The following is a 25,436-nucleotide window of genomic DNA, read 5'->3' on the forward strand; positions in this document are numbered from 1 at the left end:
AGATTCGCTGCCGCGGAGATTCGCTGCCGCGATCTGGACGGAAATTCGGATTTATGGGTAAAACAACCGGCTTCATGGAGTACGAGCGGGGGACGGCAGGTTACCGGGATCCGCTGGAACGCATCGGCGACTGGGAGGAATTCGTCCTGCCCATGGCGGAGGACGCGCTTCGTGAGCAGGGCGCCCGCTGCATGGACTGCGGCATCCCCTTCTGCCACACGGGCGTTCCGATGGGCAAGGGACCTGGCGCGTCGGGATGCCCCCTGAACAACCTCATCCCCGACTGGAACGACCTGGTCTACCGGAACCACTGGAAGGAAGCCCTCCAGCAGTTGCACAAGACCAACAACTTCCCCGAGTTCACCGGACGGATCTGCCCCGCGCCCTGCGAGGGGTCCTGCGTCCTGGGCATCAACAGCAACCCGGTCACCATCAAGAACATCGAGTGCGCCATCGTGGACCGCGGCTTCGAGGAAGGCTGGATCCAGCCCGAGCCGCCCCCGCAGCGGACCGGCAAGAAGGTCGCCGTCATCGGATCCGGGCCCGCCGGCCTGGCCTGCGCCGCCCAGCTCAACCGCGCCGGCCACAATGTGACGGTCTACGAACGGGCCGACCGCCCCGGCGGACTGCTCATGTACGGCATCCCGAACATGAAGCTCGACAAGGAGAAGGTCGTCAAGCGCCGCCTCGACCAGATGACGGCCGAAGGGGTCGAGTTCGTGACGGGGGTGGAGATCGGCAAGGACATCCCCGCCGCTGACCTGAGGAACGAAAACGACGCCGTGGTGATCTGCACCGGCGCCACAAAGCCCAACGACTTCGTGCGCAACGCGCCGGGCCGCCAGCTGGACGGCGTCCATTTCGCCATGGACTTCCTCCACGCCAACACCAGGAGCCTGCTCGATTCGAGACACGAGGACGGCAATTACATCTCGGCGAAGGACAAGCACGTGATCGTATTGGGCGGCGGCGATACGGGGACCGACTGCGTGGGCACGGCCCTCCGCCACGGCTGCAGGACGATGAACCAGTTCGACGTGATCCCCAAACCGCCTCCCGAACGCGCACCGGGCAACCCCTGGCCCCAGTGGCCCGTAGTCTACAAGCTCGACTACGGCCAGGAAGAAGGCAAGGCCCTCTTCGGCGACGACCCCCGGCGCTACGATACCAGCACCGTGGAATTCATCGACGACGGGCAGGGACGGGTCAAGGCCCTCCGCACCGTCGACCTCGACTGGTCGGTCCCCAGCAACGGGGCGCCCTTCAGCCCCAAGAAGGGCACGGAACAGGAATGGCCCGCCGACCTCGTCCTCCTGGCAATGGGGTTTTCGGGTCCTGAGGATCCGGTGATCGAGCAGCTCGACGTCGAGCGCGACGCCCGGTCCAACGCCCGGGCCGAATACGGGAAATACGCTACGAGCGTGGAGAACGTCTTCGCGGCCGGCGACGCCCGTCGCGGCCAGAGCCTGGTAGTCTGGGCGATCCACGAGGGCCGGGGCGCCGCCCGGGAAGTGGACCGCTACCTCATGGGGAGCACGGACCTGCCGTAGGCTGCGCCGCTGTAGGGCCGCGGGCGAAGATACTCGCTCCAGTTGACGATGCTCACGAGAATTTCACACCTGCTTTAGATTTCCACATCCCCCGTTTTCAGACTCACGCGCAACTTTCCTTGCAACTTCGATGCCACTTCATCGGAGTTTTTCTCCATTACGACAATTAAAATACGATGTTTGCAAGGCAATCTCTGACTAATGACTACAGAAACGGTTGACATCCATAGCAGGTTGATTTCGTGGGAGGTTGAAATTGGCCAGGAAATCCTGGATGAACGTAGTCATGAAAGCCGCCTTGATAACGGGCGGTGTTGCCTTGTATGTATTCGTGGAGACCGGCACAAGGGATCAACTGTCGAGAATGGAAGACAAGATTGACCGGGTGGAGATCAGGATGGAAGAGAGGATAGACCGGGTAGAGACCAAGCTGTCAGCCAGAATAGACCGGGTAGAGACCAAAATCGATGAGATAATTGGATATCTCAAGTACAGATTCGAAGCAGGACCGGAAGATAGTGCACCGTCTGGTATGAAGGAGTAATGCCCGTACCGATGCTACGCCGACTTCCTCGACCTCTCCTGCAGATCGTAGAGCGATGCGATCTCGTCTTCGTACCGCGGAATGGGAAAATCCGTCATGGTGAAGCGGGCCTGTGACGCCCGTTCGCCGCGGACCAGCCGGCTGTGCGTCTCGACCTTGTCCGACATGACCCCGCAATGGATCGGGAAGGCGTCGGCCGCGCGATAGCTGAGGATGAGCGTCTTCCGCGGCCGGTCCGACGAATTGATGGCCGAAGCGTGGGGCGTCATGGCGCTCATGAAGATCGCCGTGCCCCCGGTGCCTTCCAGTAGCACCGCCTCGGAATCATCCACGTCCTCGGTGACCTTGCCCCGGAAGAACCCTTCCGTGCTGTGGCTCATCAGCGCTTCCGTGTGGCGCCGCGGAATGACCTTCAGGCAGCCGTTCTCCTCGGAGGTGTCGTCGAGGTAGAAGAGGATGGACACCGAATCCCGGTTGGTCAGGGGGTAGTAGGACAGATCCTGGTGCCACTCCACGATGGACCCGATGTTCTGCGGCTTCATGTTGATCTTGCTGTAGTGGAAGAGCAGGTTCGGACCGAACAGTTGCTCGACGCAGTCCAGCAGGGTGGTGGATTCCGAGAAATCGCGGAAGGGTTGGTAGTAAGTGCAAGGTTCGTAGATACGCCGTACCAGTGTGCCGTCCGGTTCCTGGTTCGGCTCCATCTCCATGCGCGCGCTGTCGTGGTTAGCCTTCGTATTTCCTGCTGAAATCCGGTCTATTTCCGCCTTCAGGGCCGCCAGGTTGTCCCCGGAAATGAAATCCGAGTAGACGACGTAGCCCTCGCGGTTGTAGTGATCGATCTGGGCCGGGGTGAACATGCGGGCCTCCGGGGGCGCTTCGTGGCTTTTTTCCGATCAGTTATAGTGATGAAGTTAGGAGGACGGGGGAAGTGAGTCAAGATCCAATGATTTCGTACAACCCCTCGATGGTCGGGCCGGTTCGCCCTCACCCTGTGGCGGTTCAAGGCACCAGCCATCCCGGCACCGGGGTGCCCGCGATACGGCGCATCATCTGCCGCCGCGGGATGGCCACGGCCGCGCGGGGGCGCCGCTCCCCGGTCACCGTCGCATCGATCTCCTTGGCGGCCCGCAGGCCCGACTCGAAGGCGCCCTGCATCCAACCCCGAGACCCCGAGGCGTGCTCGCCGGCGAAGTGAATGGGGCCCTCGGGCGATGCCAGTTCAGGGTGCTCCGAGAACGGAGGATTGGATTGGGCGAAGGCCGCCCCGATCCAGGGCTGATCCTCCCACGCGAAGTGCGTTCCGTGTTCCGCAACCTCGCGCGAGCCGGGGAACAGGCCTTCAAAGCGATCAATGAAGCCGGGCACGATGGCGCCGCGACCCATCGCCGCGACCCCGCGCGCCATATCTCCGAACATGTAGGACATCAGAATGCCCCGAGGCCCCGCCTGGTTCCAGGTGGGATGCCAGATCTCCTGGTACCCCGCCAAAAACGACAACCCCCATCCGTTCAAGCCGTCGCCCTCCCAGATTCGTTGCGCATACTGGACGTAAACCCGGGTGACGTCCTGGTAGGAGAGGGCTTCGAAGGCCGCTTGCTTCGCTTCCGAGAGGACGGGGTCGAATTCGATCTTGTCGATGACGGGGAGGGGGACCGTGCAGATGAGGTGGCTGCCCCTCAGTTCCTGCGCGGCGGGTCCGTAGGTGGCCACCACCCCGTCCTCGTCCCGGACCACTTTCGTCACCGGCGAGCCGGTCCGCACCCGGTCTCCGAGCGCTGCGGCGAAGGCATTCGGCAAGGCATCGGTCCCGGCCGGAATCTTGAGCCACGTGTCCCGCCCGCGGAGGAACGCGTCCGGTGTCTGCCGTTGGCGGCCCCCCTCATTGGTAACGACGAGGTACTCACCGTCCTGCGTATAGAAGGGAGAGGTCACGATGCCGAAGTGGTCGATGTAACCGAGCGTCAGATCATGGCTGGGCGGGATGCGGGCCGGGCCGGTTTCGGCGATGAGCCCGCTGTCGAAGGGCTCGCGAAGGGTCTGTGCCCGGCCTCCGGGCGCATTTCTTGCTTCCACGACCCGGACATCGTGCCCAGCCCGGACCAACTCGTATGCGGCGACCAGCCCGGACAGACCGGCGCCCACCACGATCACGTCGACCCGATCTTCAAGTGGCGGTGGCGGCGGCTCGGGTGGTGGCGGCTCGGGCGGCGGCGGCTCGGGCGGGTCACTGACGTCCGGACCCATGGCGTTGTCCGAGCAGCCGGAGCCCAGGAACAGAGAGACCAGGGCGGCGCTACCGCGGGCGAGAAAGTTACGGCGGCTGAGCGCTGTCTTTTTCTTGTTGGCGGTCATAGGTATTCGGTCTCCGGCTGGCGTAAGTTCATGATGGGTGATCGACCGGCGGCGGACGGAAGATATGTCGTCCGCACGGCACAGTTCGGTCCGATCGTGCGTTGGCGCCTGGCGAGATTTTGGGCATCATCAACGCCAATGCGCTTTGCCTGCTGACTATAGATCTTACTGATTTGCTTCATTTCGTCAATGTTAACCTAATTCGCGTCAGGGATGAGTCTTGCCACCAACGCATCTTTCCATTTCAATATAGGGCAAGGGGGTCTCGACAAAACGATGCCCATGCCATATGTATCAAATGCCCGTATGTACGCCGTGAGCCCCGAAGCCGAGACGGCCTGGAAGGATCTCATCGCCCACGTAGCCGAGGATGCCGGCACGGCGTTCGATTACGTCACCTACCCGGCACCGCGGCCGCTCGAGAATCTCTGGCGCCGTGGAGACATCGGTTGCGTGCAGATGTGCGGATACCCGATCGCGCTCGACCTCGCCGACGTAGTGCCCCTGGCATCGCCCATTCCCGCCGCGTCCTGGGCCGGAGGCAAAGCGCTCTCCCGGACCGACCTGATCGTGCGTGACGATGCGCCTTATCGCACGCTGTCCGACACTTTCGGCGGCACCGTGGGCTGGACCGTCGCCCACTCACAGTCGGGCTTCAATGCATTGCGCTATCATCTTCTGTCCTATCGCAGCGAGGACCGCCCGCGCCTCTATCGCCGCTCCGTCGGCAATCTCGTCACGGCACGGCGGATCCTCGATAGCGTGGCGGCCGGGAGTATCGACATCGGGCCGCTGGACGCTTACTGGCACATGCTTGTCGGGAAGTATTTGCCCCAACTGACGGAGAAAGTCCGCATACTTGAATCGACCGAGACCGTACCGATGCCGGCATTCGTCACCGTCCCGGCGACGCCCCGGCACACGATCGATCGTTTGCGGGAGGCTTTCGCGGCGGCCCATACGCGGCCCTGGTTCGCCCCGTTCAGAGCATCGCTCCTGATCGAGGGATTTTCGAAGGCGACACGCGAGACTTTTCATCGTACTTTAGCATGGGCGCAGGCCGCCGAGGCCGCGGGTTACATGGAACCCGGGTAACGCCGGCGAGCGCCGGCCGCCGCATAAGCCCGGCCACCGACAGCCAGCGTGCTCTCTGCCGGTGATCTGCCGCGATAAACCGGCCGTCGGCAGTATGCGTAGGCCGACCGGCGACGGCCCGCGTAAAGCCGCCGACCGAAGGCCACGTAAACCGGCCGCCAATCAACCACGAGCAACCCACTATGAACTATCCATTCGATCTCGGAAGCTGGTCCCGGAAGGTCACGACGAAATCAGAGGCTGCCCAGCGCTGGTTCGACCGGGGGCTGAACTGGACGTTCGGCTTCAATCACGAAGAAGCGGTTGCCTGCTTCAGGCGCGCGGCGGACGCGGACCCTGCATGCGCGATGGCCTGGTGGGGGATCGCCTATGCGAACGGGCCCCACTACAACAGGGCGTGGATCAGATACACGGAAGCCGAGATCGCCCGGACCCTGCCGATTTGCCATGACGCGGTGACGACCGCGGTATCGCCCGCAAGAGATGGCACGCCGGCCGAACAGGCGCTCATCGAGGCACTGGTGAAACGATACCGGAACGGCGACGAGCGCGACACCGGGGTGCTGAACGCCTGGCACCGGGACTTCGCCGACGCGATGCGCGACACCTACCAGGCACATGAGGATGATCCCGACATTGCCGCCTTCTATTTCGACGCGGCGCTAAACTGCACGCCCCGTCAGCTCTGGGATCTACAGAGCGGGCAACCCAACCCGCGCGGTCACACGGCCGAGGTGTTGCCGGTAATGGAATCCTGGATGGAGCGGATCGCGCGTGGCGGGCCCGTCCATCCCGGCATCTGCCACCTGTACATCCATATGCTGGAAATGTCGCCCATGCCCGAGCGCGGGCTCAACGCGGCCGACCTGTTGCGCGGGCTGCTGCCCGACGCCGGCCACCTGGAGCACATGTCGGCGCACATCTACGTCCTATGCGGCGACTGGGCGCAGTCGGTCGTCCAAAGCGAACGCGCGGTCACGGCCGACGACAAGTACCTCGCCTATGCCGGCGACCAGAACTTCTACACCACCATGTGGTGTCACGATCTCCATCTCTACATGTACGCGGCCATGTTTCTCGGTCAGTTCGGCAAAGCCACCCGTGCCGCCGGCCGGATCCGCGCGATGGCCACGCCCGGGCTGATCGCCGGTAGCGCGCCCTTCATGGCCTCCATCCTGGATGGCTACTCCGCCATGAGCATCCACGTCCAGGTTCGCTTCGGCCGCTGGCACGACCTGATCGCATCGCCCGAACCGGAGGAGCGATCTCTTCGTCCGATCGAAACCGCCATGCACGCCTACGGGCGGGGCGTGGCGCATGCGGCCCTCGGCCATATCGAAGAGGCCGAAGCCGCCCGCGAGGCGTTCGACCGGTCCGCTGCCGCCATTCCCGAGGACGCGATCTTTCTCAGCAACACGGTGCGCGACATGCTCCGCATCGGCGCGGCCATGCTCGAAGGGGAACTCGAATACCGCAAAGGGAACTACGACCGGGCGTTCGCCAGCCTGCGCCTCGCCGTCTCGCGGGACGACGCGCTCAACTACACCGAACCCTGGGCGTGGATGCATCCTCCGCGCCACGCCCTCGGCGCCCTGCTCGCCGAGCAGGGCATGTTCGATGAAGCCGAAGCCGTGTATCGCGCCGATCTCGGCTACGACGGAAGCCTGCCGCGCTGCTGCCGGCATCCGGACAACGTGTGGGCGCTCCAGGGCCTGGTTGAATGTGTCGAACACGCGGGGGATGCCAACGAACTTCGACTCCTGCGACAGCGGCTGGAATTCGCGAAAGCCCGCGCCGACGTTTCCATCGAAACTTCCTGCTTCTGCCGGTAGGCGCCGGCACGTCTCCGCCTTTCGGACGTTATGGACCGATAATTTCGCAAAGTCCTTCTACGATCCGATCCAATTCGTCGGCGGTGGCATAGCCCAACCCGCTGCCGATTCTGTGTGTTGAAAGGGTTCGAACCTGGCCGATCTTAACCCAGGATCGTTTCGGAAGATCTGCCGAATCAAGCGGAAGGGTCAGCGGGAAACCGGAGTGTAATCGCATTTTTGGATTTCATAATGGTAATCTCCCTTAGTATGACGATGTATCATACCCGCAGGTTTTCAAGTGCTGGACTTTTACACGAAAATAGTGTACACTATATTCGTGTTATGCAATGCTGTGCAAGGAGGCAACCATGAAGAACATCACATTCAGTGCGGATGAGAATCTGATTGAAGCCGCGCGTCGACAAGCTGTATCGGAACAAACGACATTAAACCAGAAATTTCGACTATGGTTGGAGAGCTATGTTTGTCGCGAACAGCGGGCCGCGGAAGCCATGCGCGTCATTCGTGAGTTACAAGGCAGCATAACCACCGGCGGTCGCAGGTTTACCCGGGATGAAATGAATGAACGCTGATTACTTTCTGGATACAAATGTCTTCGTTTACATGTTCGACGAAACAGATGACTCCAAGCGTACAAGCGCGGAAAACCTGGTCCGGCAAGCGCTGGAAGACCGTATTGGCTGCATAAGCTACCAGGTTGTCCAGGAAACGTTGAATGTGCTGTCGAGTAAGCTGAATGCGGCGCCACATCAGGTCCGTCGTGTTCTAGATCATGTGTTGTTACCTCTTTGGCGGGTAAATCCAAGCGAAAGTCTTTACCACCGTGGTCTTGATCTTCAAAGTCGTTACGGTTACGGTTTCTACGACAGCCTGATCGTCGCGGCGGCACTGGAATCCGGCTGCGAGATTCTGTACACTGAAGATCTCCAGCCATGTCAGCAGATAGACGATCTGACGATACAGAACCCATTCGAAGACTGAACATTTCACCTGGACCCACAACTTTGGACGTTGGCCATGCGCATCTGGGACCTTCCCCCCGAAATCCTATGCCGACAGCACCTCCTGGGTGAGCACCGGGAACTGCACGGACTGTGGAACGTCATTACGCTGGGGAAAACAGGTTACCGGGAGCATCCGGAGACAAAACGTTGGATCGGTCGGCTGGCGGCGTTGTACGGCAGGCACGAGGCTTTAGTCGCGGAGATGCATCGGCGGGGTTATCGGCACAAGACTCCGCTCGACTTGCGACTCGCAACCGGAAGCCAGGTACAGGAGTTGCTGGTAGGCGCACTGGATGAGCAGTACAGGCTGCTGTGCGAGAAGCCCTGCGGCTGTCCACTGACTCCCGGGACTGAATACGGCAAACCCTGGACAGGAAGGGTGGCATGATGGATTTCGTGTGGATCGCCATTGCGCTGGGTGACATCGCGTGGCTCGCCGTGGCGTTCGCGCTGGGCCTGCTGTCCAGGGCCATAGGACTGCCGCCCCTGGTGGGATTCCTCGCCGCCGGCTTCGTGCTCAACCTGTTCGGTATCGCCAGCGGGGAAATGCTCCAGAAGCTGGCGGACCTCGGGATTACGCTGCTGCTGTTCGTCGTCGGCCTCAAACTCAACTTGCGGACCTTCGCGCGGCCGCAGGTCTGGGCCGTCACCGGCCTGCATATGGCGCTGATCGTTCCGGTCCTGGGAACGGTCCTCCTCGTCCTCGCCTTTCTGAATGTTCCCGCGTTTTCCGGTAATGGAATCTATCAATTTTTGCTGATCGCCTTTGCGCTGAGTTTTTCAAGCACGGTCTTCGTCGTGAAGGTCCTGGAGGACAAGGGGGAGACTGCCGCGCTGCATGGCCGCATCGCGGTCGGGATTCTCATCGTGCAGGACCTGGCCGCCGTCGCTTTCATTGCCATCTCGGTGGGCACGTGGCCGTCGTTCTGGGCGTTGCTGCTTCTGCTCCTCATACCGGCGCGTCCGTTGCTGCTTTTCGTCCTGCGGAAAGTCGGCCATGGCGAGCTCCTGGTTCTTTGCGGACTACTCCTCGCCCTGGGCGGTTCGGAAGTTTTCGAGCTGGTCGGACTGAAGGGCGGCTTAGGCGCGCTCGCCCTGGGCGCGCTGATCGCCAACAGTGCGAAGGCCAACGAAATGGCAAAGACCATGCTCGGGTTCAAGGACCTGTTCCTGGTGGCCTTCTTTCTGTCCATCGGGCTCTCCGGACCGCTGACGCTGGATGCGGTGCTGATCGGCGCGGCCATCACGCCGCTTGTATTCCTGAAGTCGGCGCTGTTCTTCGGACTGTTGACCGCGTTCAAGCTGCGTGCCCGCACCTCGTTGCTCGCGACGCTGAACCTGACCAACTTCAGCGAGTTCGGACTCATCGTAGCGGCCATCAGCGTGGCCAATGGCTGGATCGACGGCCTCTGGCTGATCGTCATCGCGATCGCCCTGACGCTGTCCTGCGCCATCTCGGCGGGTCTCAACGTCGCCGCCCATCAGATCTACGCCCGGCACAGGGCGGTGTGGGACCGGCTTCAAAAGGCCGAGCGTCTTGCCGATGACCAGCCGCTCGATATAGGTGGCGCGACGATCGCCATCATCGGCATGGGCCGTGTCGGCGCCGGGGCCTATGACAATATGCATCAGATGTTCGGCGGTACCGTCGTCGGCGTGGAAGTCGATCCGGAAAGGGTGGAACGGCAGCAGTCAAACGGCCGCCACGTACTGCTGGGTGACGCCAGCGACGCGGACTTCTGGGACCGGGTTCAGGCCGCCCACACCCTCGAACTGGTGATGTTGTCCCTGCCGAACCTGGCCTCCAACCTCGCCGTCCTCGACCAGCTCAAGGCCTCCTCGTTCTACGGCCGGGTCGCCGCGGCAGCCCGGTTCCCCGATGAGGTCGAGCTGCTCAAAAAGGCAGGCGCGTCGGTCGTATTCAATATCTACGCCGAGGCCGGATCGGGATTCGCGGCACACGTGGCGGAAGAGACGCCGAAGGCGGATGAGTAACCGCGCCGATGCCCTCGAAGGCGGATGAGTAACCGCGCCGACGCCCTCGAAGGCGGACGAGTAGCGCACAGACGCCCTCGAAGGCGGGCACGTAATAGAGATCGAGCGGATTGCGCCGATCTGTTTCCAACCATGAAGCTCCAGTTTGAAAACAGTTGATATTACATACAAATGCGCTAACTTACGTCGATCTGTATCGTGCATCCTCGCCAGGTCGGCTCAGCGATGGTTACATTGCCTGTCAAAAAGCCGGGTCCAGTTCACATCCAGCGCCTGAATTCATCCGCGTGGTGGAACGCATGATCCGTGTGGAACGCATGATCCGTGTGGAACGCATGATCCGTGTGGAACGCATGATCCACTTGAAATAGGTCCCTACGTCCAGTCAAAACCGCTAAGGGTATTCTCATATGCTTTTCCACCATCAATCCAGCGGCCAAACGGTTTCATCCTCCTCTGCCGGGACTACGCGGCCCGCCAAAAGGCACGCAAAGAAGACTATCCGGCGGAATCCGATCCACGTCCTCTGCTTTCTCGCGCTTTTCGCGGTGGCCTCCTGCGGTCAGGACGGCCCCACCCGGTCGACTGGACCCGCCAAAGTAGTCGTGAGTCCGAATACGGTTACGCTGACGGCGATCGGCCAGTCCGTGCAGCTCGACGCGCAGGTGCAGGACGAGGACGGAGCGACCCTGTCGGGACACACCGTAGTCTGGGCGAGCCGGAGTCCTTCCGTGGCATCCGTAAGCAGCGGAGGGCTCGTCACCGCGCTCAGCAACGGGACGGCGGATATCACGGCCACCGCGGGACAGAGCCAGGGAAAGTCAACGATTACCGTTTCCCAGTCGGCGTGGACGATAGTCATCGAGCCCTCTTCGGCTGTGCTGACGGAGGCCGACGAGACCGCAGGCCTGAAGGCCTCGGTGCTGGACGAAAACGGCAAGCTGGTCGATGGCGCGGCGGTGAAATGGACCATCAGCGACGAGACGGTGGCGACCGTAGGCGACGACGGCACGGTTACGGCCGTGCGAAGCGGCAGCGCAGTCGTTACGGCTACCTCCGGCGACGTTTCGGCCAGGGTGACGGTAACGGTATTTATCGATGTCAGCGATCGCGCTACGCTGACCAATTTCTACCACGCGTTGGACGGTGCGAACTGGAATGAGAGCGAGAACTGGCTGAGTGAAGAACCCCTGACCGAATGGCACGGCGTAACGACCGACGCCAACGGAAGGGTGATCCGGCTGGAACTGCGATCGAACAACCTGTCGGGCAGGTTGCCCGGGAACCTCGTCCATCTTGCCCTGCTGAGGGAATTGGATCTGGCGGGCAACCAGGTATCCGGCGCCATCCCCGTCAATCTTACCCAGTTGGACGAACTGAGGATCCTCGATCTGGGCGCCAACGAGATGTCGGGAACCGTGCCTGATGAACTTGCTTCGCTTCCCAACCTGGAAGTATTGAATCTCGCAAACAACGAGTTGTCGGAATCGATTCCCACAGTACTGGGGCAGATGACCAGCCTCGAGCGACTGGACCTGGGCGGCAATGATCTGACCGGTACGATTCCGGCGGAATTGGGCCAACTCGCCAATCTCGAGATCCTGAATCTGCACAGAAACGAACTTGCCGGATCGATACCCGCCGAGCTGGGGCAGTTGTCTAATCTGGAACTCGTGCACCTGGACAGGAACAAGCTGACCGGTTCCATCCCGCCGGAACTGGGCAACCTGGCCAACCTGGAGGATTTGCTTCTGTGGGGGAACCAGTTGTCGGGGACGATTCCGGTCGAATTGAGTCAACTGACCAATCTGCATCGTATGGATCTCGATGAGAACCAGTTATCCGGACCGATACCCGCCGAACTGGGGCAGCTCCAGAACCTCGAGATACTTTACCTCAACTCCAACAAACTCTCCGGCGAGATCCCGGCGGCGCTGGGTGAGCTTCCCAAGCTGCGTCTGCTTATCATCCGTGGGAACCAGCTATCCGGACCGGTGCCGCCTGAGCTGGGTCAACTGAGCAATCTCGAGTTTCTCTACCTCTATGACAACGAACTGTCCGGACCCATTCCATCCGAACTGGGACGACTTCAGGACCTGGAAGGGCTGGCGCTACACGGCAACGAGCTGTCCGGGCCCGTTCCGTCCGAGTTGGGACAACTCGACGATCTGGAACAATTGTACCTCAGTGACAATCAGCTCACCGGCTTGATACCCGATACGTTTTCGGGCCTTTCGGACGTCACCCACTTTTTCTTTCAAGAAAACGACGGTCTGTGCCTGCCGAGCACCCCGGCTTTGCTGAACTGGGTCGACGGTCTGGATGACTGGAATGGGTCGCGGTGCGACGAAGCCGGCTTCGCCGAGGGGTTGCTCATGGTGGGCAAAGGCGCCGACCGGCTGTACAAATTGAATCCGAATACGGGGGAGGCCAAACCGGTGGGAGAGGCCGTGCGATTCGACGTCGACGAGTACGAGCCCTACGGTCTGGCCGCGCATCACGGCACGTTGTACATGACGGGCGGATGGAACGCGGCCCTGTACACGCTGGATCCGGAAACGGGCGTGGCCACGCGGGTCGGCGACGCCGCGGAATTCGGGGTCGGTGAAAGCCAGCCCTTCGGTCTGGCGTCCCACGACGGAACGCTGTACATGTCGGGCGGGACGAATACCAGGCTCTACACGCTGGATACGGCAACGGGGGAAGCTACCCCGGTCGGCGACGCCGTGGAATTCGGGGCCGGTGTTAGCCAGCCCTTCGGCCTCGCATCCCACGAGGGCGATCTGTTCATGGTCGGCTACAACTCGGCCCGGCTATACGTATTGAATCCTGCCACCGGGACCGCGTCACCCGTTGGAAACGCGGCCGACTTCGGCGTCGGCGAAGATCTGCCGACGGGCCTGACTTCACACCGAGGCGTGTTGTACATGACCGGCGGGTGGACGGCGAAACTGTATACGCTGGATGCAGAGACAGGGATGGCATCGCCAGTCGGGAATGAAGATGAGGAAGTCAGTGAGTTCGACGTCGATGAAAACGCACCAACGGGGATGGCCTCGTTCATGCGGGAGTCGGTATCACCGCGGAGAGTCGTGCCGGTACTGAATTTGTACAAGGAGTGAGATTTAATGGCTTGGTGACTTGTCCATAAGAAAGGACTCGTGCGGTGAACGGTATTACCGTACACTAAGGTAAGAAATTCGTTCGGTACGCCACCAGAGCTTACGTCGGTTGCTGGAGGATTACCACTGATGCCCGCCACTGGAATCACTGTGAACATGACTCCCTCCCATCCGGGTGACTTCATTCGCTCGGAGATCCTTGAGGAATTGGATCTCAGCGTCACGAAAGCAGCCGAGATACTCGGCGTTCGACGAGCAACGCTTTCCGCACTGCTGAACAGCAACGCGGCACTATCGGCCGAGATGGCCCTTCGCATCGAGAAGGCCTTCGACGTGAACATGGACATGCTGTTGAGGATGCAGGCGTGGTACGACGCTGCCCGGATGCGCGCTCGCGCAGATGAGATTGACGTGCAACGCTACGAGCATCGCCTGATTTGAACAACCCAACCCACGACTCACCGAAGATCCCTTCCGAGAAGTGATTCTTCGAGGCGATTCTACACGGCACAACCTCTAGGTACCGTCCGGATCTGGCATGCTTCGCGTGTAGGCGCAACCTGGCCAACTCGAGCAACCCAGAAACGGGCCGTATTTGCCGTTCCTCAGTTTCAGCCATCCGTCGCATGCCGGGCACTTTTCGACCTGCTGCCCGCAGTGCTGGCAATGAAAACACGCCCCGGACTTTACGGGCAGCCCATTCCTACAGTAGGGACACGCGGGTTTTTTGTATTCACAATACGGCTGGTGTGAACAGACGTAGAAGGCGTTTCCCGCATTTGAGTTTGTTTGACGAGTGAGACGACCTGTCCTGCAATTCGGACACGCAGCACTCCCTTCCAACAGTCGGCCCAAAACCGAAACTTCATAGCCGTCACGCAGAAGTTCCGTGACGAACGACGAAGGCGAGTCGCCATCTGCCAGAAGCCAGACACCGTACCTGGCACGAGTCATAGCGACATAGAGTAGACGACGCTCCTCCGCAGCGATGCTGTCGGCACATCGAAACGTCGTTCCCAGGTCGATGCGCTCTGATTCGCCGAAGCGTTGGTGAAACTCGCCCATGATGGCGATGTCCGAACCGGTAAACCGATAAATTGCCTGCCAATCGTCACCAACCGCAAACAACTGTGCCGCTTCGGGTTGATCAACCAGCGCTTTAAGGAGTCGCGCCCTTCCCGGTGAGATGTCCTGGAACTCGTCTACGAGGATATAGCGGTAAGGAGACTGATAGCGTCCGCTTTCCACATAGTCTGAGGCTTTGTTGATCATGTCGTGAAAGTCGATCCGCCCCTCGTCGTCGAGGAATGCCTGATACCGCTCGAATATGGGAAGGAAGACAGAAATGAATGCCTTGACCCTTTGGGCATCGGGAGCTTTTTCGACCCGCCTGGTAAGTTCGGCGGCTGAAAGATGCGCTCCCTTGTAGTGTTGAATGAAGGTTCCGACTACCCGTGTAAACGGATCGATACGGCCCTGTTCTTCCAAAAGGGAAAACACGTCCTCCTGAGGTAAAGGGGAAAGCGAAACGCCGTGGGAAGCCAGTTTTTCTTCCAGGTTTGCAGTGAGTTTACCCGTCGCTTTCTCATGACTGAATGTTTCAATAAGTTCGGTTCCATGTTCAGCGTGCAGTCGCCGTTTCCAGTCTCTCTCCGCATGGTATTGCTTACGGTCTATGAACGGCGGCGTGTCTCCTGAAGCAGATATCGCGAAATGCTCAATGTACACTTCCGCGTCCGTAAGGTAGAAATCCGGTTGGTATTGCCGTTTTTCAGGCGTCGCCGTGTCGTGCTCATACGGTCTCTCGTATTCGTACGGTATCCCCGAGAGATAGAGAAAGTTGGCGATTTCGCATTCCTCGCAGCTCTTTACCAGGTCGCCTTTCATGGAACGGATTTCCTGTGACTGGACGTAATCCCAATATTCTCCCATGGTCTCAAAGTCGTGTTGACTTCGATAGGGCGCGAAGTGTTCCCTGAACCAACTGAGCATTGTATCTGAAAAACCGGGGTCGGCGGTCAAATCAGCTATTATGCCTCTCAAAATGTCAAACAGGGCCTTGTCATCCTCTGCCACACGTGAAAGGGTCGGGCTTCTACCCTCGACTTCTCCCGTGATGGATGTCCCCAGACTGTGGAACGTTCGAACCGATACGTCGCGTCCAACACGATCGCCGAGACAGGCTCGAACTCTTTCTTTCATTTCTTGCTGAGCGTCTCGTGCGAATGCCAGAAGGAGTATTTCGGATGGTTGCCTGTATTCCTTGTGGATCAGCCAGGCAGTCTTGGCCGCTGTGACGGCCGTCTTTCCACTGCCGGCGGCGGCGACAACCAGATTGCGGTCCTCGTCGACAACGACTGCTCTTCTTTGCTCGTCGGTGAGCGGATTCGTCCCGATCTGGTCGAAGAACGCCTTAGACCGGGCGAGCTCGTTCTTAACATAGGTCCTGTTGGCTTCCAACCTGCGTTTTTCGGGATCGGCCAGGAAAGTTCTTATATATCGAAATCCGCGGATTGCAGTACTGTCAGACAAACTGGCGGGCCAGTTGGCCGGGAATCCGGCAACCGCCTCTTTGGCTTCGCTTTCAATATCTGCGAAGAGGCTGCGAGACACATACCTGGCAGGGTCCGCGAGTTCCTTCAGGCGCTGGTGGCACGAACTGAGTTTGCCTTCGTGTGAGGAGAGCATCGTTCGCCACCAGTCAATCCATGCGCGCTCAATTGCATCGGCAAACTCGAATGCCGGACGACGAGACAACCCGGAAATCGTTACGTGTGCTGCGGGAAAGTGGATTCGTATGCTGGTCCAGATCCATCCGTTCATCAATTCGGTTTTTTCGATTCTTTGAAAGGAGACCTTCGTGGAACTGAACCTGTACCTTAGTGTCAGATCGTCCATCGAGACTATTGCGCCTTTTGCGTCTCTCGGACAAAGGATCGCAAACACGAACGCGGCAAGTCCCCTACGACCTACCTTTTGGTAAACACTACGGGCAGGATTGGAACCGTTCATCTCTGGTTTCACCCTCTACATTGAGTACTTTTTAAGGTGCCTGCCTATCTGGCCGGATCTGACCAGACGTTCCCGACACGCACAGGTACACTATGCATGGACAATCTCGACAGAATGAATACCGCCTGATACGACAAAACCCCGACGGCAGGGTCGTCGAGGTCCGGTGTTGTGCGCAACGGCAAGTATGTGCTTACTCCGTTAACTCCTCGGGTTGGATTCGAACCAACAACCTAGTGGTTAACAGCCACCCGCTCTGCCATTGAGCTACCGAGGAATACGCCGTTCGTGTAACGCCAGGAATGGCGCTTGCAACAGCAACGGAATATAGAACGCCGCCGCCGTTGTGTCAAGTTGATTGTAGCGTGCGAGGCGTGCCCGGCGCACACTATAGCGCTCTCCGGTCACGATGAACGGCAGGATGCCATCCTCACGCCTAGCCCGCCGCATCCAAACCGCTTCCGGTTTCCTCGACCACGAGATCCACCACGGCGCGCAGGGCTTCCTCCTCCGAATCCCCTTCGAGGCGGCGCAGGCGGTAGTGGTCGATCTGCCGGTCCGACCCGGTGCCGTACCGGATGAGGTCCAGGATGTGACGCAGTGCGTCCTCACAATCCAGGGCCCGCGCGTCGTCTGACAGTTTTTCGACCAGGGCTTCGGCGTACTCGTCGATATCCAGCCGGCCCGATCCCTCCGTGTCGCCCAGGAAGGCCACCACGCCGTACCGCTGGGCGAGCCAGCAGTTCTCCTTGATCAGTTCCGTCGGCGGCTCCGGTGGAAGCTGCCCTTCCATGTCCAGACGAAGCAGGTGCCGCACGAGGCATGCGTAAAGCGCGACCACGCCCATGGCGTCGTCCACGGTCTGGCAGATGTCGCAGATGCGCAGCTCCAGCGTGGGGAAGGACCGGGAGGGCCGGATATCCCACCAGAGCTCGCTGCTGTCCTGGATGAACTCCATCCTCTGGTAATCTTCGACCAGCTTCTCGAATTCGGCCCAGGAATGGAGCGGTCCGGGCAGCCCCGTGCGCGGCATGCTGCCGAAGAGGGTCAGGCGGTAGGACTTGAAGCCGGTCTCTCCGCCGCTGCTGAAGGGCGAGGATGCCGAAAGCGCGTGAAGCAGGGGCAGGTACCGGCGCATGGCCGTCATGACCCGCACCCGGCTGTCGCCGTCGCCGAAACCCGCGTGGATGTGCATGCCGCCCACAAGCAGTTCCCGCACGGCCTGCTGGTAGGTCATGGCGAACTGTTCGTAGCGGCGCCCGGCGGTGACGACCTGGCTGTGCCAGGCCGCGAAGGGATGGGTGGAGGCGGCCAGTACCGCCGCGCCATGTTGGGTGGCCGCGTCGATGACGAGTCGGCGTGTCTCGATCAGGGCCGCGTGAACGTCCGCCACGGACGAGCAGACCCGGGTGGTCGTTTCGATCTGGGACCGGAGGAACTCGGCCACGACCTTGTGGTCCCCCCGGTTTTCGTTACAATGCTCGAAGATGCGGGGATCGGGGTCGGGCAGCAGGTCGCGCGTTGCGGGGTCGACCAGGAAGAACTCTTCCTCGACGCCCAGCGTGATGGCGAGGGGATCTGCGGTGCTGTCTTGTGCCATGGTGCCTCCCGGTCTGGATTCGGGGAGATTTTACATGGCCGGAAAGACAGAGTCAACCTGTATTGAGCAGCGCGCTCCTGACCTCGTGCCAGCTTAACGCCCTGTCCGCGGGATCCTGCAGGCGCTCGACGGCCAGGTTGAGATCACCATAGTCGTCGAGATAACGCTGCAGCGCCTGGCGAACCAGGGCTGACCGGGTAATCTCGAGTTCCATGGCAACCGCATCCAGTGCTTTAAGGAGGCTGTCCGGAACCTTTGCGGTGATTTTGCTCATCGGCGGTACTTTAGGATTGAGGATGATTTGGACGACAGTTAATACAGTTGGTCTGAATCTCTCCGAGTTTCTCGAATTATCCACGAAAATTCCGACTTGATCGCACGCTCTATCAGGTTGACAATTCGTGACTTATGGACTAATTTGAATAAACCCACCGGTATGGGAGGTCGATTCATGATTGAGAAGAAAGTACGAAAACGACCCCTGGACGATAAATCCGCCACGACGGATGATCTTGCTTTCTGGATGAGTAAAACGCCGGAAGAACGGATCGCCGCGGTCGAACATCTCCGAAACCAGTTCTATGGACATAAAGGCAGACCCCGACTTCAGCGCGTTGCTCGCGTTGTTAAACGCTCATCACGTTGAGTACATGATCGTCGGTGGACATGCCCTGGCCTTTCACGGGGCACCTCGGTTCACCGGGGATCTAGATGTCTATTTCAAAGCGGATGCTGTGAACGCCGAGCGCATGGCTATAGTTATAGATGAATTCGGGTTTGGTGATCTGGGGTTGAACGCGGAGGATTTCCTAACAGCCGAATCGGTACTACAATTAGGAGTGCCTCCAGTACGACTGGATTTCTTAAACTCACTGACGGGCGTTTCGTGGAACGAAGCGTACATTGGGCGAGTGAGCGGTACATATGGGGATATCCAGGTTCATTACATCGGGCGCGACCAACTCATCAAGAACAAACGGGCAATAGGTCGACCGAGGGATCTGGCGGACCTGGAGATGCTTGAAGGGGCCTGAAGTGGTCCCATAGGCGTGGTGAAACGATCCAAAAAAGGACACACCCATGCGACCTGTACTCTTACTTCTGCTGGTTTCCTGTCTATTCACCGGCAAAGCGAACGCCCAGGTTTCTCTTGAAATCCAGGGGCATTCATCCTTTGCGTTGGAAGACCTGGGTTTTCTGGTGGACGGAACGGGATTCGGCGGACTCGTAGCAGTGGTCTATCCTGTCACGTCTTCGGATATGCTCGACTTGGTCGGCAAGGCCGGTTTCAATCACTATGGTACCCGCAAAGGAGAACTCCTCATCGAGGGCGATATCGTGATTGACATCGATTCGGCATATCAGGGTATTCCAATCTTCGGAGGCGTCCGGCTGTATTACGGCGAGTCCAGGTTTTTTTATATCGAAGGACTTCTGGGTGTGGAAATCAAAAGGCGGGAAGGCTTTGACAATTACGACCTGATGGTCAAAAGTTACTCTACAGATCCCCTTGCATCTTTCGGGGTCGGTATCAACGCCTGGCGGGATTTCACTCTTGTCGCATCCTTTGGCATGAGTAACGATCTGTGGAGGTATGTGAATTTAGGCGTTTCGTATCGTTTCGGGGGATGATCGATACAGGAGGGATGATCGATACAGGGAGATGATTGATCGCCAGTTTGGGGATCGATCACCAGATTTCACGGGGCAAATAAAAAACGCGGGACTCACATCGAGCCCCGCGTTTCTCTTTAAGGGATTAAGAAGCGGCGCGGACAACAGATGCTCCGGCACCTATAGCGCCGAAACCATCGGCGCTGACCCGTTCGTCTCTAGCCGCCCGCGCCTTTTCCTCCCTCAGTTCACCACCTCGTAATCCGCGTCGATGGCGCCGTCTTCCTTCTTCTTTTTCTGCGCCTGCGGATCTCCACCCGGCTGGGCGCCTGGAGGTGGTCCCTGCGGTCCGTCCTGCGGACCATCGGGACCGGCCGCGCCGCCCGCCTGCGCCGCCTGGGCGGCCGCCTGCTCGGCCTGGGCCTGCTGGTAGAGGACTTCCGCGAGTTTCTGGGAAGCCTGGGTCAGCTTCTCGGTAGCCGCCTTGATGGCCGCCGGGTCGCTGCCCTCCAGCGCCGTCTTCAACTCGGCCAGGGCCGCGTCGATGGCGCCTCTATCCTCGGCGGAGAGCTTGTCGCCGTGTTCCTCCAGCGACTTCTCCGTCGAGTACACGAGTTGGTCGGCCTGGTTTCGGGCTTCCACCTCTTCCTTCTTCTTCGAATCCTCGTCGGCGTGGGCCTCGGCGTCCTTGACCATCTTGTCGATCTCAGCCTCCGACAGGCCGCTGGATGCCTCGATGCGGATCTGCTGCTCCTTGCCGGTCCCCATGTCCTTGGCCGAGACATGGAGGATGCCGTTCGCGTCGATGTCGAAGGTCACCTCGATCTGCGGCACGCCCCGGTGCGCCGGCGGGATGCCGTCCAGGTAGAACTTGCCGAGCGTCCGGTTGTAGAGGGCCATGTCGCGCTCGCCCTGGAGCACGTGCACCTCCACCGACGGCTGGTTGTCCGCCGCGGTAGAGAAGACCTGGCTCTTCTTCGTGGGGATCGTCGTGTTCCGGTCGATGAGCCGCGTGAAGACGCCGCCCAGGGTCTCGATGCCCAGGGACAGCGGCGTGACGTCGAGCAGGAGCACGTCCTTCACGTCGCCGGACAGCACCGCGCCCTGGATCGCCGCGCCGATGGCCACGACTTCGTCCGGGTTCACGCCCCGGTTGGGCTCCTTGCCGAAGAGTTCCTTGACGATTTCCTGCACCTTGGGCATGCGTGTCGATCCGCCCACGAGCACCACCTCGTCGATGTCGGAAGCGGACAGTCCCGCGTCGGAGACCGCCTGCCGGCACGGCGCCACCACCCGCTGGATGAGCGGATCCACGAGCTGCTCGAGCTGGGCCCGCGTCATGGTGCGGTTCAGGTGCTTGGGACCGGAGGCGTCCGCCGTGATGAAGGGCAGGGCCACTTCCGTCTGTCCCGCGGTCGACAGCTCGCACTTGGCCTTCTCGGCCGCTTCCTTGAGCCGCTGCAGGGCCATGGCGTCGTTGCGGAGGTCGATGCCCGCCTCCTTCTTGAACTCGTCCGCCAGGAAGTCCACGACCGCATCGTCCAGGTCGTCGCCGCCCAGGTGGGTGTCGCCGTTGGTCGCCATGACCTCGAAGACGCCGTCGCCGATTTCGAGGATCGAAATGTCGAAGGTGCCGCCGCCGAGGTCGAATACGGCGATCTTCTCGTTGCTCTTCTTGTCGAGCCCGTAGGCCAGCGACGCGGCCGTCGGCTCGTTGATGATGCGCTTGACGTCCAGGCCCGCGATGCGGCCGGCGTCCTTGGTGGCCTGGCGCTGGCTGTCGTTGAAATAGGCCGGCACCGTGATCACGGCCTCGTCCACGGTCTCGCCCAGGTAGTCCTCAGCCGTCTGCTTCATCTTCTGCAGGACCGCCGCGGAGATCTCCGGGGGCGAGTACGACTTGTCCTCGATTTTTATGCTGACCTGGCCGTTCGATCCTTCCACCACGCTGTAGGGCATGCGGATGCGCTCGTCGGGCACCTCTTCGAAGCGGCGTCCCATGAACCGCTTGACGGAGTAGACCGTCGCGTCCGGATTGGTCACCGCCTGCCGCTTGGCCGTGGCGCCGACGAGCCGCTCGCCATCCTTCGAAAAGCCCACGACGGAGGACGTCGTCCGGCCGCCTTCCGCGTTCGGCACCACGGTCGGCTCGCCGCCCTCGACCACCGCCACACAGGAGTTGGTCGTGCCCAGGTCGATTCCAATGATCTTGCCCATGAGTTGTTGCTCCTGAGAATAACTGCCTTTGAATGAATATGAACTGAAAAGAACTGAAACTGAATAGACGGATCGTACTCGACCCATGTAAAAAGTCAAGCCCGGCCAGTCCGATGAACAGGCGGGCCGCGCATGACCAAGAAGAGGTCAAGTCCGACCAACCCGATAAAAGGCGGCCGCGCATGACCCGCAAAGAGATCAAGTCCGGCCGGCCCGCGTGAGAAACGGGACAAGCCCGCCCCTGCGTAGAGGCGAGCTCTGCCCGCTCCGGTGACGAGGGGGGCGGCGGCTTCGTCCCGGCCCGGTAAGGCGGGGACTCGTCCGCTCCCGGCCGCGGCCTCAGGCCACTGTGATCGGAATCTGCCTGGGCTGCGCGTCTTTCGACTTCCGCAGCGTGATCGTCATGACGCCGTCCTTGTACGTCGCGTCGATCGAATCGGTATCCACCGCGTCCGGCACCGGGAAAGCGTGCTCGAACTTGCCGGCGGCCTGCCGCTCCGCGTCGCCGTTGAGACCGAAGGGACTCTTGCGCTCGCCGCTCACGGTCAGCACGCCCTTCTCCAGGTTGATCGACACGTCCTCCGGAGCCACGCCCGGCAGGTCCACCGCGACCAGGAAGGCGTCCTCGGTTTCGTGCGTGTCCACGCGGGTCGACCAGCGGGCCGCGAAACCGGGCCGGAACGGGAAATGCTGGAACATGCCGTCCAGTTCGGTCTGCAGGTTACGCAGGTTCGGCAGCGGGAACATGGTTGTCGCTCTCATGATGCTCCTCCTTTGAAAGGTACACGGTAAAACACTTTGAAAACTCTTTGTCCTCTTTCGGAACCGAATGGCCTTCGCCGGCGTACATTAGTTAAGCAACACAGGCGATGCGACTGAACCGGCATCCTGAAGTATAAATATCGCAAAGAGCGTGCCAATTTGAAGAAATGCATCCGCTGAAATGTAGAAAAAGAAGCTAACCTGTTGAATTGAAGACGGTTAGAGCAAAAGTGAGGAAATGCGAGAAAAAACCGGGAAATTCGACTACATGAGTAAGACCACATGCGATATGCCAAATTGGCAGAATATGACAAAATGGCATATCACGGCTGCCAACAGGGTTGCCGACAGGATATACGCACGAAGGGCTGGCAGGGAGGTGATACCCTATGAAGCTGACCAAGAAGATCCAGGTTCGGGACGACCAGGCGTTGGACATCTACTTGAAGGAAATCGGGGATACGGAACTGCTTACCCCGGAAGACGAGGAGTCACTGGCCCGTCGCATCCGGGATGGTGACGAGAAAGCCCTGGAGACCATGGTCCACGCGAACTTGCGTTTCGTGGTGGCCGTGGCGAAGCAGTATCAGAACCAGGGACTGGCCCTTTCCGATCTGATCAGCGAAGGGAACATCGGCCTGATGAAGGCTGCCCGGCGTTTCGACGAGAAGAAGGGATTCAAATTCATCTCCTACGCCGTCTGGTGGATCCGGCAGGCCATTCTCCACGCCCTGGCCGAACAGGCCCGGTTGATCCGTCTCCCCGTCAACAAGATCGAGGAGTTGCGCCGGATCGAGCGATCCATCAAGAAAAAGGATATCGAACGCGCGAACGCCAAGACTGCTTCCGACGATGGAACCGACGAGGACGAGGAGGCCGGCGCGGATCTCGGCCGTCATCCCGCCATGCCGGAATGGGCGAGCACGCCGCTCTCGCTGGACGCGCCCGTCGGCGACCAGGACGCCTATACCCTGATGGACCGGCTCCGGGACCAGGACAGCAAGATGCCGGACGAGGAGCTGCAGGAAGAGCTGTTGCGGAATGAGGTAAGGCGTGCGGTTTCGACCTTGAGCGACCGCGAGAGCGAAGTGTTGAATCTCTACTTCGGCCTGGATTCGGACCGAACCTACACCCTCGAGGAAATCGGGCTGCGTTTCGGTCTGACGCGGGAACGGATCCGCCAGATCAAGCAGAAGGCCATCAACAAGCTGCGCCACACCCGCAAAGGCACGCGCCTGGCCGCCTATGCGGACTAAAATACGGGAGTGATCGTAAAAACGCTGCCGGTCGGCGAGGGACATGGCCGGCCGGTACAGAAAAGAACATAGCGGCCGTACGCGAAGAAATGGCGGCGTCGCGCGAACTCTTGAGCGGAATTGACCCAATCCGTCTGCCGTTGCCCCGGCGGGAGTTCACCGGCGTCGCTTTTTCTGTTTACTTGGGATAGCAGACCCCAGGACTATATCCTCTATACTAAGGTTCTATATCTGAGAATCAGATCGGTTGATCTGAACATCCAGATCAGAGTACCTTGATGACAAAGACTCAGCGGCGTTTATTGCATCTTCTGTTGTCCACTGGTTAGTTAAAGCGTAAGTTTTGCCATCTACTTCGAACAACTCACCTTTGTCAATAAAGAACCGTCTCGGTCTGTCTTTAGATATTGTTCGCAGCTCACGCCTGAACTCTACCGAACTGACATTTCTTTCGATTACGTGAAACGGGTTGGGTTTCACATTTTTTATCGAAGAAACCACCTCTTCAATTGGTTTTCCCTTTGAAATCACGTATCGTGTGACATGATGTATCATCTTACGACTGCTTAGGTTTGGCTGTTGATTTCCCTCCGTTGTAACCTCAAAACGTGCAGTATCCCTCGACCTCTTTCTAATCTCCCGCTCTTTCATTGTTTTCTCACGAATCCTCACCTGATATTCCTCTGCTTCCGGCAATGGAATGACTGTTTGAATATCGAGGAATGTTCCATCCTTGCTCGCATACGGATTCATACGTACGCAACGGATATCCAGGCCAAGGTTGTTTAGCCACATTACTGATGTATAAAGTTCCCTTGAGAATTCCGCAGAGGCAAGCACGATTCTCACATCCTGGGCGAACTCTTCTTCACGCTGATCTTCCCAACTCAGAAAATCCAACAAACCCTCTTCTGGATTAGACGCGTTGCCATTCTTGCGTAAGTAAGTTCCATATATTTCTACAAGCTTGTCGAAGGTCAGCGCCGAAATCATAGCTGCATACCTCAGAGCCTGAAGTTCCATGTATCCGCCATCAGTCGTGCGTTTGAGTTCGATCACAACCAAACTGGCATCTTTGTCGATACCCAACAGATCAATCCGGTTTCTATTGTCCTCCCAATCACTGAATTCCTCGGATACAATTAGAGTATCTGGAGAAATCGCACTGATCTGGGATTTAAGCATTTTCTGCAAATCTATTTCCTTAAGGTCCTGATCTTTGAATGTAGTCTCGTCAAGTTTCACGAGTTGTTTATCGTGTATTTTGTAAATTGGCATGGATACCTCACTCTACACGGGCCGGACAAACATGAAACAACACAGACTATTGCATATGGTCATCTCAACCATTCGGCTTTGCAGACTTGCTACTGTCTTCGGTAAGTACCCTCTACTTTGAGCAATCGAACTCTATCGTAGCTCGCGCTTGTCGAGTGACACATGAGAACATAACGGACTGCGTACTTGGGAGATAA

The 25,436-nt window shown here is 59.5% G+C and carries 22 protein-coding genes and 1 tRNA gene; 13 read left to right on the plus strand and 10 right to left on the minus strand.

The annotated features are described in order from the left end of the window. The first annotated feature begins 53 nt into the window (after nucleotides 1-53). Together OXG98_04630 and OXG98_04635 are read left to right on the plus strand one after the other, a co-directional pair. On the plus strand, nucleotides 54-1,550 hold the full coding sequence (locus OXG98_04630) for a glutamate synthase subunit beta (GenBank protein ID MCY3771289.1): 1,497 nt from the start codon (nucleotides 54-56) through the stop codon (nucleotides 1,548-1,550). 274 nt (nucleotides 1,551-1,824) lie between these two features. Next, nucleotides 1,825-2,094 (plus strand): hypothetical protein, encoded by a 270-nt coding sequence (locus OXG98_04635; GenBank protein MCY3771290.1) that lies wholly within the window; start codon nucleotides 1,825-1,827, stop codon nucleotides 2,092-2,094. A gap of 14 nt (nucleotides 2,095-2,108) precedes the next feature. Here OXG98_04635 and OXG98_04640 read toward each other — a convergent pair whose 3' ends face one another. Then, on the minus strand, nucleotides 2,109-2,954 hold the full coding sequence (locus OXG98_04640; protein MCY3771291.1) for a phytanoyl-CoA dioxygenase family protein: 846 nt from the start codon (nucleotides 2,952-2,954) through the stop codon (nucleotides 2,109-2,111). A 142-nt stretch (nucleotides 2,955-3,096) separates the two neighbouring features. Further along, on the minus strand, nucleotides 3,097-4,341 hold the full coding sequence (locus OXG98_04645) for an FAD-dependent oxidoreductase (protein ID MCY3771292.1): 1,245 nt from the start codon (nucleotides 4,339-4,341) through the stop codon (nucleotides 3,097-3,099). Nucleotides 4,342-4,731: 390 nt separating this feature from the next. Between OXG98_04645 and OXG98_04650 the strand changes: the two genes are divergently transcribed. Together OXG98_04650 and OXG98_04655 are read left to right on the plus strand one after the other, a co-directional pair. Then, nucleotides 4,732-5,544 (plus strand): PhnD/SsuA/transferrin family substrate-binding protein, encoded by an 813-nt coding sequence (locus OXG98_04650; GenBank protein ID MCY3771293.1) that lies wholly within the window; start codon nucleotides 4,732-4,734, stop codon nucleotides 5,542-5,544. 182 nt (nucleotides 5,545-5,726) lie between these two features. Beyond that, the gene (locus OXG98_04655; GenBank protein MCY3771294.1) at nucleotides 5,727-7,376 is read left to right on the plus strand and encodes a hypothetical protein; all 1,650 of its coding nucleotides are present in this window, start codon (nucleotides 5,727-5,729) and stop codon (nucleotides 7,374-7,376) included. A 28-nt stretch (nucleotides 7,377-7,404) separates the two neighbouring features. Here OXG98_04655 and OXG98_04660 read toward each other — a convergent pair whose 3' ends face one another. Beyond that, nucleotides 7,405-7,593, minus strand: coding sequence for a type II toxin-antitoxin system PemK/MazF family toxin (locus tag OXG98_04660; GenBank protein ID MCY3771295.1), 189 nt, complete (start codon nucleotides 7,591-7,593; stop codon nucleotides 7,405-7,407). A 133-nt stretch (nucleotides 7,594-7,726) separates the two neighbouring features. Between OXG98_04660 and OXG98_04665 the strand changes: the two genes are divergently transcribed. From OXG98_04665 to OXG98_04690, 6 genes are all read left to right on the plus strand, one after another. Beyond that, entirely contained in the window at nucleotides 7,727-7,951 is a 225-nt protein-coding gene (locus tag OXG98_04665) for a hypothetical protein (protein MCY3771296.1), read from the plus strand. Continuing rightward, entirely contained in the window at nucleotides 7,941-8,360 is a 420-nt protein-coding gene (locus tag OXG98_04670) for a PIN domain-containing protein (protein MCY3771297.1), read from the plus strand. Before OXG98_04665 ends, OXG98_04670 begins: the two co-directional genes overlap by 11 nt. Nucleotides 8,361-8,396: 36 nt before the next feature. Continuing rightward, nucleotides 8,397-8,771, plus strand: coding sequence for a pyrimidine dimer DNA glycosylase/endonuclease V (locus OXG98_04675; GenBank protein ID MCY3771298.1), 375 nt, complete (start codon nucleotides 8,397-8,399; stop codon nucleotides 8,769-8,771). Continuing rightward, nucleotides 8,768-10,378, plus strand: coding sequence for a cation:proton antiporter (locus tag OXG98_04680; GenBank protein ID MCY3771299.1), 1,611 nt, complete (start codon nucleotides 8,768-8,770; stop codon nucleotides 10,376-10,378). Before OXG98_04675 ends, OXG98_04680 begins: the two co-directional genes overlap by 4 nt. 605 nt (nucleotides 10,379-10,983) lie before the next feature. Continuing rightward, nucleotides 10,984-13,500 (plus strand): leucine-rich repeat domain-containing protein, encoded by a 2,517-nt coding sequence (locus OXG98_04685; GenBank protein ID MCY3771300.1) that lies wholly within the window; start codon nucleotides 10,984-10,986, stop codon nucleotides 13,498-13,500. A gap of 129 nt (nucleotides 13,501-13,629) precedes the next feature. Then, the gene (locus tag OXG98_04690; GenBank protein ID MCY3771301.1) at nucleotides 13,630-13,941 is read left to right on the plus strand and encodes a HigA family addiction module antitoxin; all 312 of its coding nucleotides are present in this window, start codon (nucleotides 13,630-13,632) and stop codon (nucleotides 13,939-13,941) included. A gap of 75 nt (nucleotides 13,942-14,016) precedes the next feature. Here OXG98_04690 and OXG98_04695 read toward each other — a convergent pair whose 3' ends face one another. The 4 genes from OXG98_04695 to OXG98_04710 all read right to left on the minus strand — a co-directional run bounded on the left by OXG98_04695 (nucleotide 14,017) and on the right by OXG98_04710 (nucleotide 18,386). Beyond that, nucleotides 14,017-16,398: a UvrD-helicase domain-containing protein gene (locus tag OXG98_04695; protein MCY3771302.1), complete on the minus strand. Its 2,382-nt coding sequence runs from the start codon at nucleotides 16,396-16,398 to the stop codon at nucleotides 14,017-14,019. A gap of 319 nt (nucleotides 16,399-16,717) precedes the next feature. Further along, nucleotides 16,718-16,789 (minus strand) — tRNA-Asn (locus OXG98_04700). 159 nt (nucleotides 16,790-16,948) lie between these two features. Continuing rightward, nucleotides 16,949-18,112 (minus strand): carboxylate-amine ligase, encoded by a 1,164-nt coding sequence (locus OXG98_04705; GenBank protein ID MCY3771303.1) that lies wholly within the window; start codon nucleotides 18,110-18,112, stop codon nucleotides 16,949-16,951. A 52-nt stretch (nucleotides 18,113-18,164) separates the two neighbouring features. Further along, nucleotides 18,165-18,386 carry a ribbon-helix-helix domain-containing protein gene (locus OXG98_04710; GenBank protein MCY3771304.1) on the minus strand — a complete coding sequence of 74 codons (222 nt, stop codon included), beginning with the start codon at nucleotides 18,384-18,386 and terminating at the stop codon, nucleotides 18,165-18,167. A gap of 313 nt (nucleotides 18,387-18,699) precedes the next feature. Between OXG98_04710 and OXG98_04715 the strand changes: the two genes are divergently transcribed. Together OXG98_04715 and OXG98_04720 are read left to right on the plus strand one after the other, a co-directional pair. Beyond that, the gene (locus OXG98_04715; GenBank protein ID MCY3771305.1) at nucleotides 18,700-19,146 is read left to right on the plus strand and encodes a hypothetical protein; all 447 of its coding nucleotides are present in this window, start codon (nucleotides 18,700-18,702) and stop codon (nucleotides 19,144-19,146) included. A gap of 46 nt (nucleotides 19,147-19,192) precedes the next feature. Continuing rightward, a complete protein-coding gene (locus tag OXG98_04720; GenBank protein ID MCY3771306.1) occupies nucleotides 19,193-19,744 on the plus strand; it encodes a hypothetical protein in 552 nt (183 codons plus the stop codon). Nucleotides 19,745-19,969: 225 nt separating this feature from the next. On the opposite strand, the gene dnaK is transcribed toward OXG98_04720, so the two are convergent. Both dnaK and OXG98_04730 read right to left on the minus strand, forming a co-directional pair. Next, nucleotides 19,970-21,943 (minus strand): molecular chaperone DnaK, encoded by a 1,974-nt coding sequence (dnaK, locus tag OXG98_04725; GenBank protein MCY3771307.1) that lies wholly within the window; start codon nucleotides 21,941-21,943, stop codon nucleotides 19,970-19,972. A gap of 339 nt (nucleotides 21,944-22,282) precedes the next feature. Continuing rightward, nucleotides 22,283-22,705, minus strand: a complete 423-nt coding sequence (locus OXG98_04730) for an Hsp20/alpha crystallin family protein (GenBank protein ID MCY3771308.1) — start codon at nucleotides 22,703-22,705, stop codon at nucleotides 22,283-22,285. A 389-nt stretch (nucleotides 22,706-23,094) separates the two neighbouring features. Between OXG98_04730 and OXG98_04735 the strand changes: the two genes are divergently transcribed. Next, on the plus strand, nucleotides 23,095-23,961 hold the full coding sequence (locus OXG98_04735) for an RNA polymerase sigma factor RpoD/SigA (protein MCY3771309.1): 867 nt from the start codon (nucleotides 23,095-23,097) through the stop codon (nucleotides 23,959-23,961). 225 nt (nucleotides 23,962-24,186) lie between these two features. On the opposite strand, the gene OXG98_04740 is transcribed toward OXG98_04735, so the two are convergent. Further along, entirely contained in the window at nucleotides 24,187-25,239 is a 1,053-nt protein-coding gene (locus OXG98_04740) for a hypothetical protein (GenBank protein MCY3771310.1), read from the minus strand. Nucleotides 25,240-25,436 lie beyond the last annotated feature (197 nt).

Source organism: Gemmatimonadota bacterium (assembly GCA_026706345.1).
GTDB lineage: Bacteria > JAAXHH01 > JAAXHH01 > JAAXHH01 > JAAXHH01 > JAAXHH01.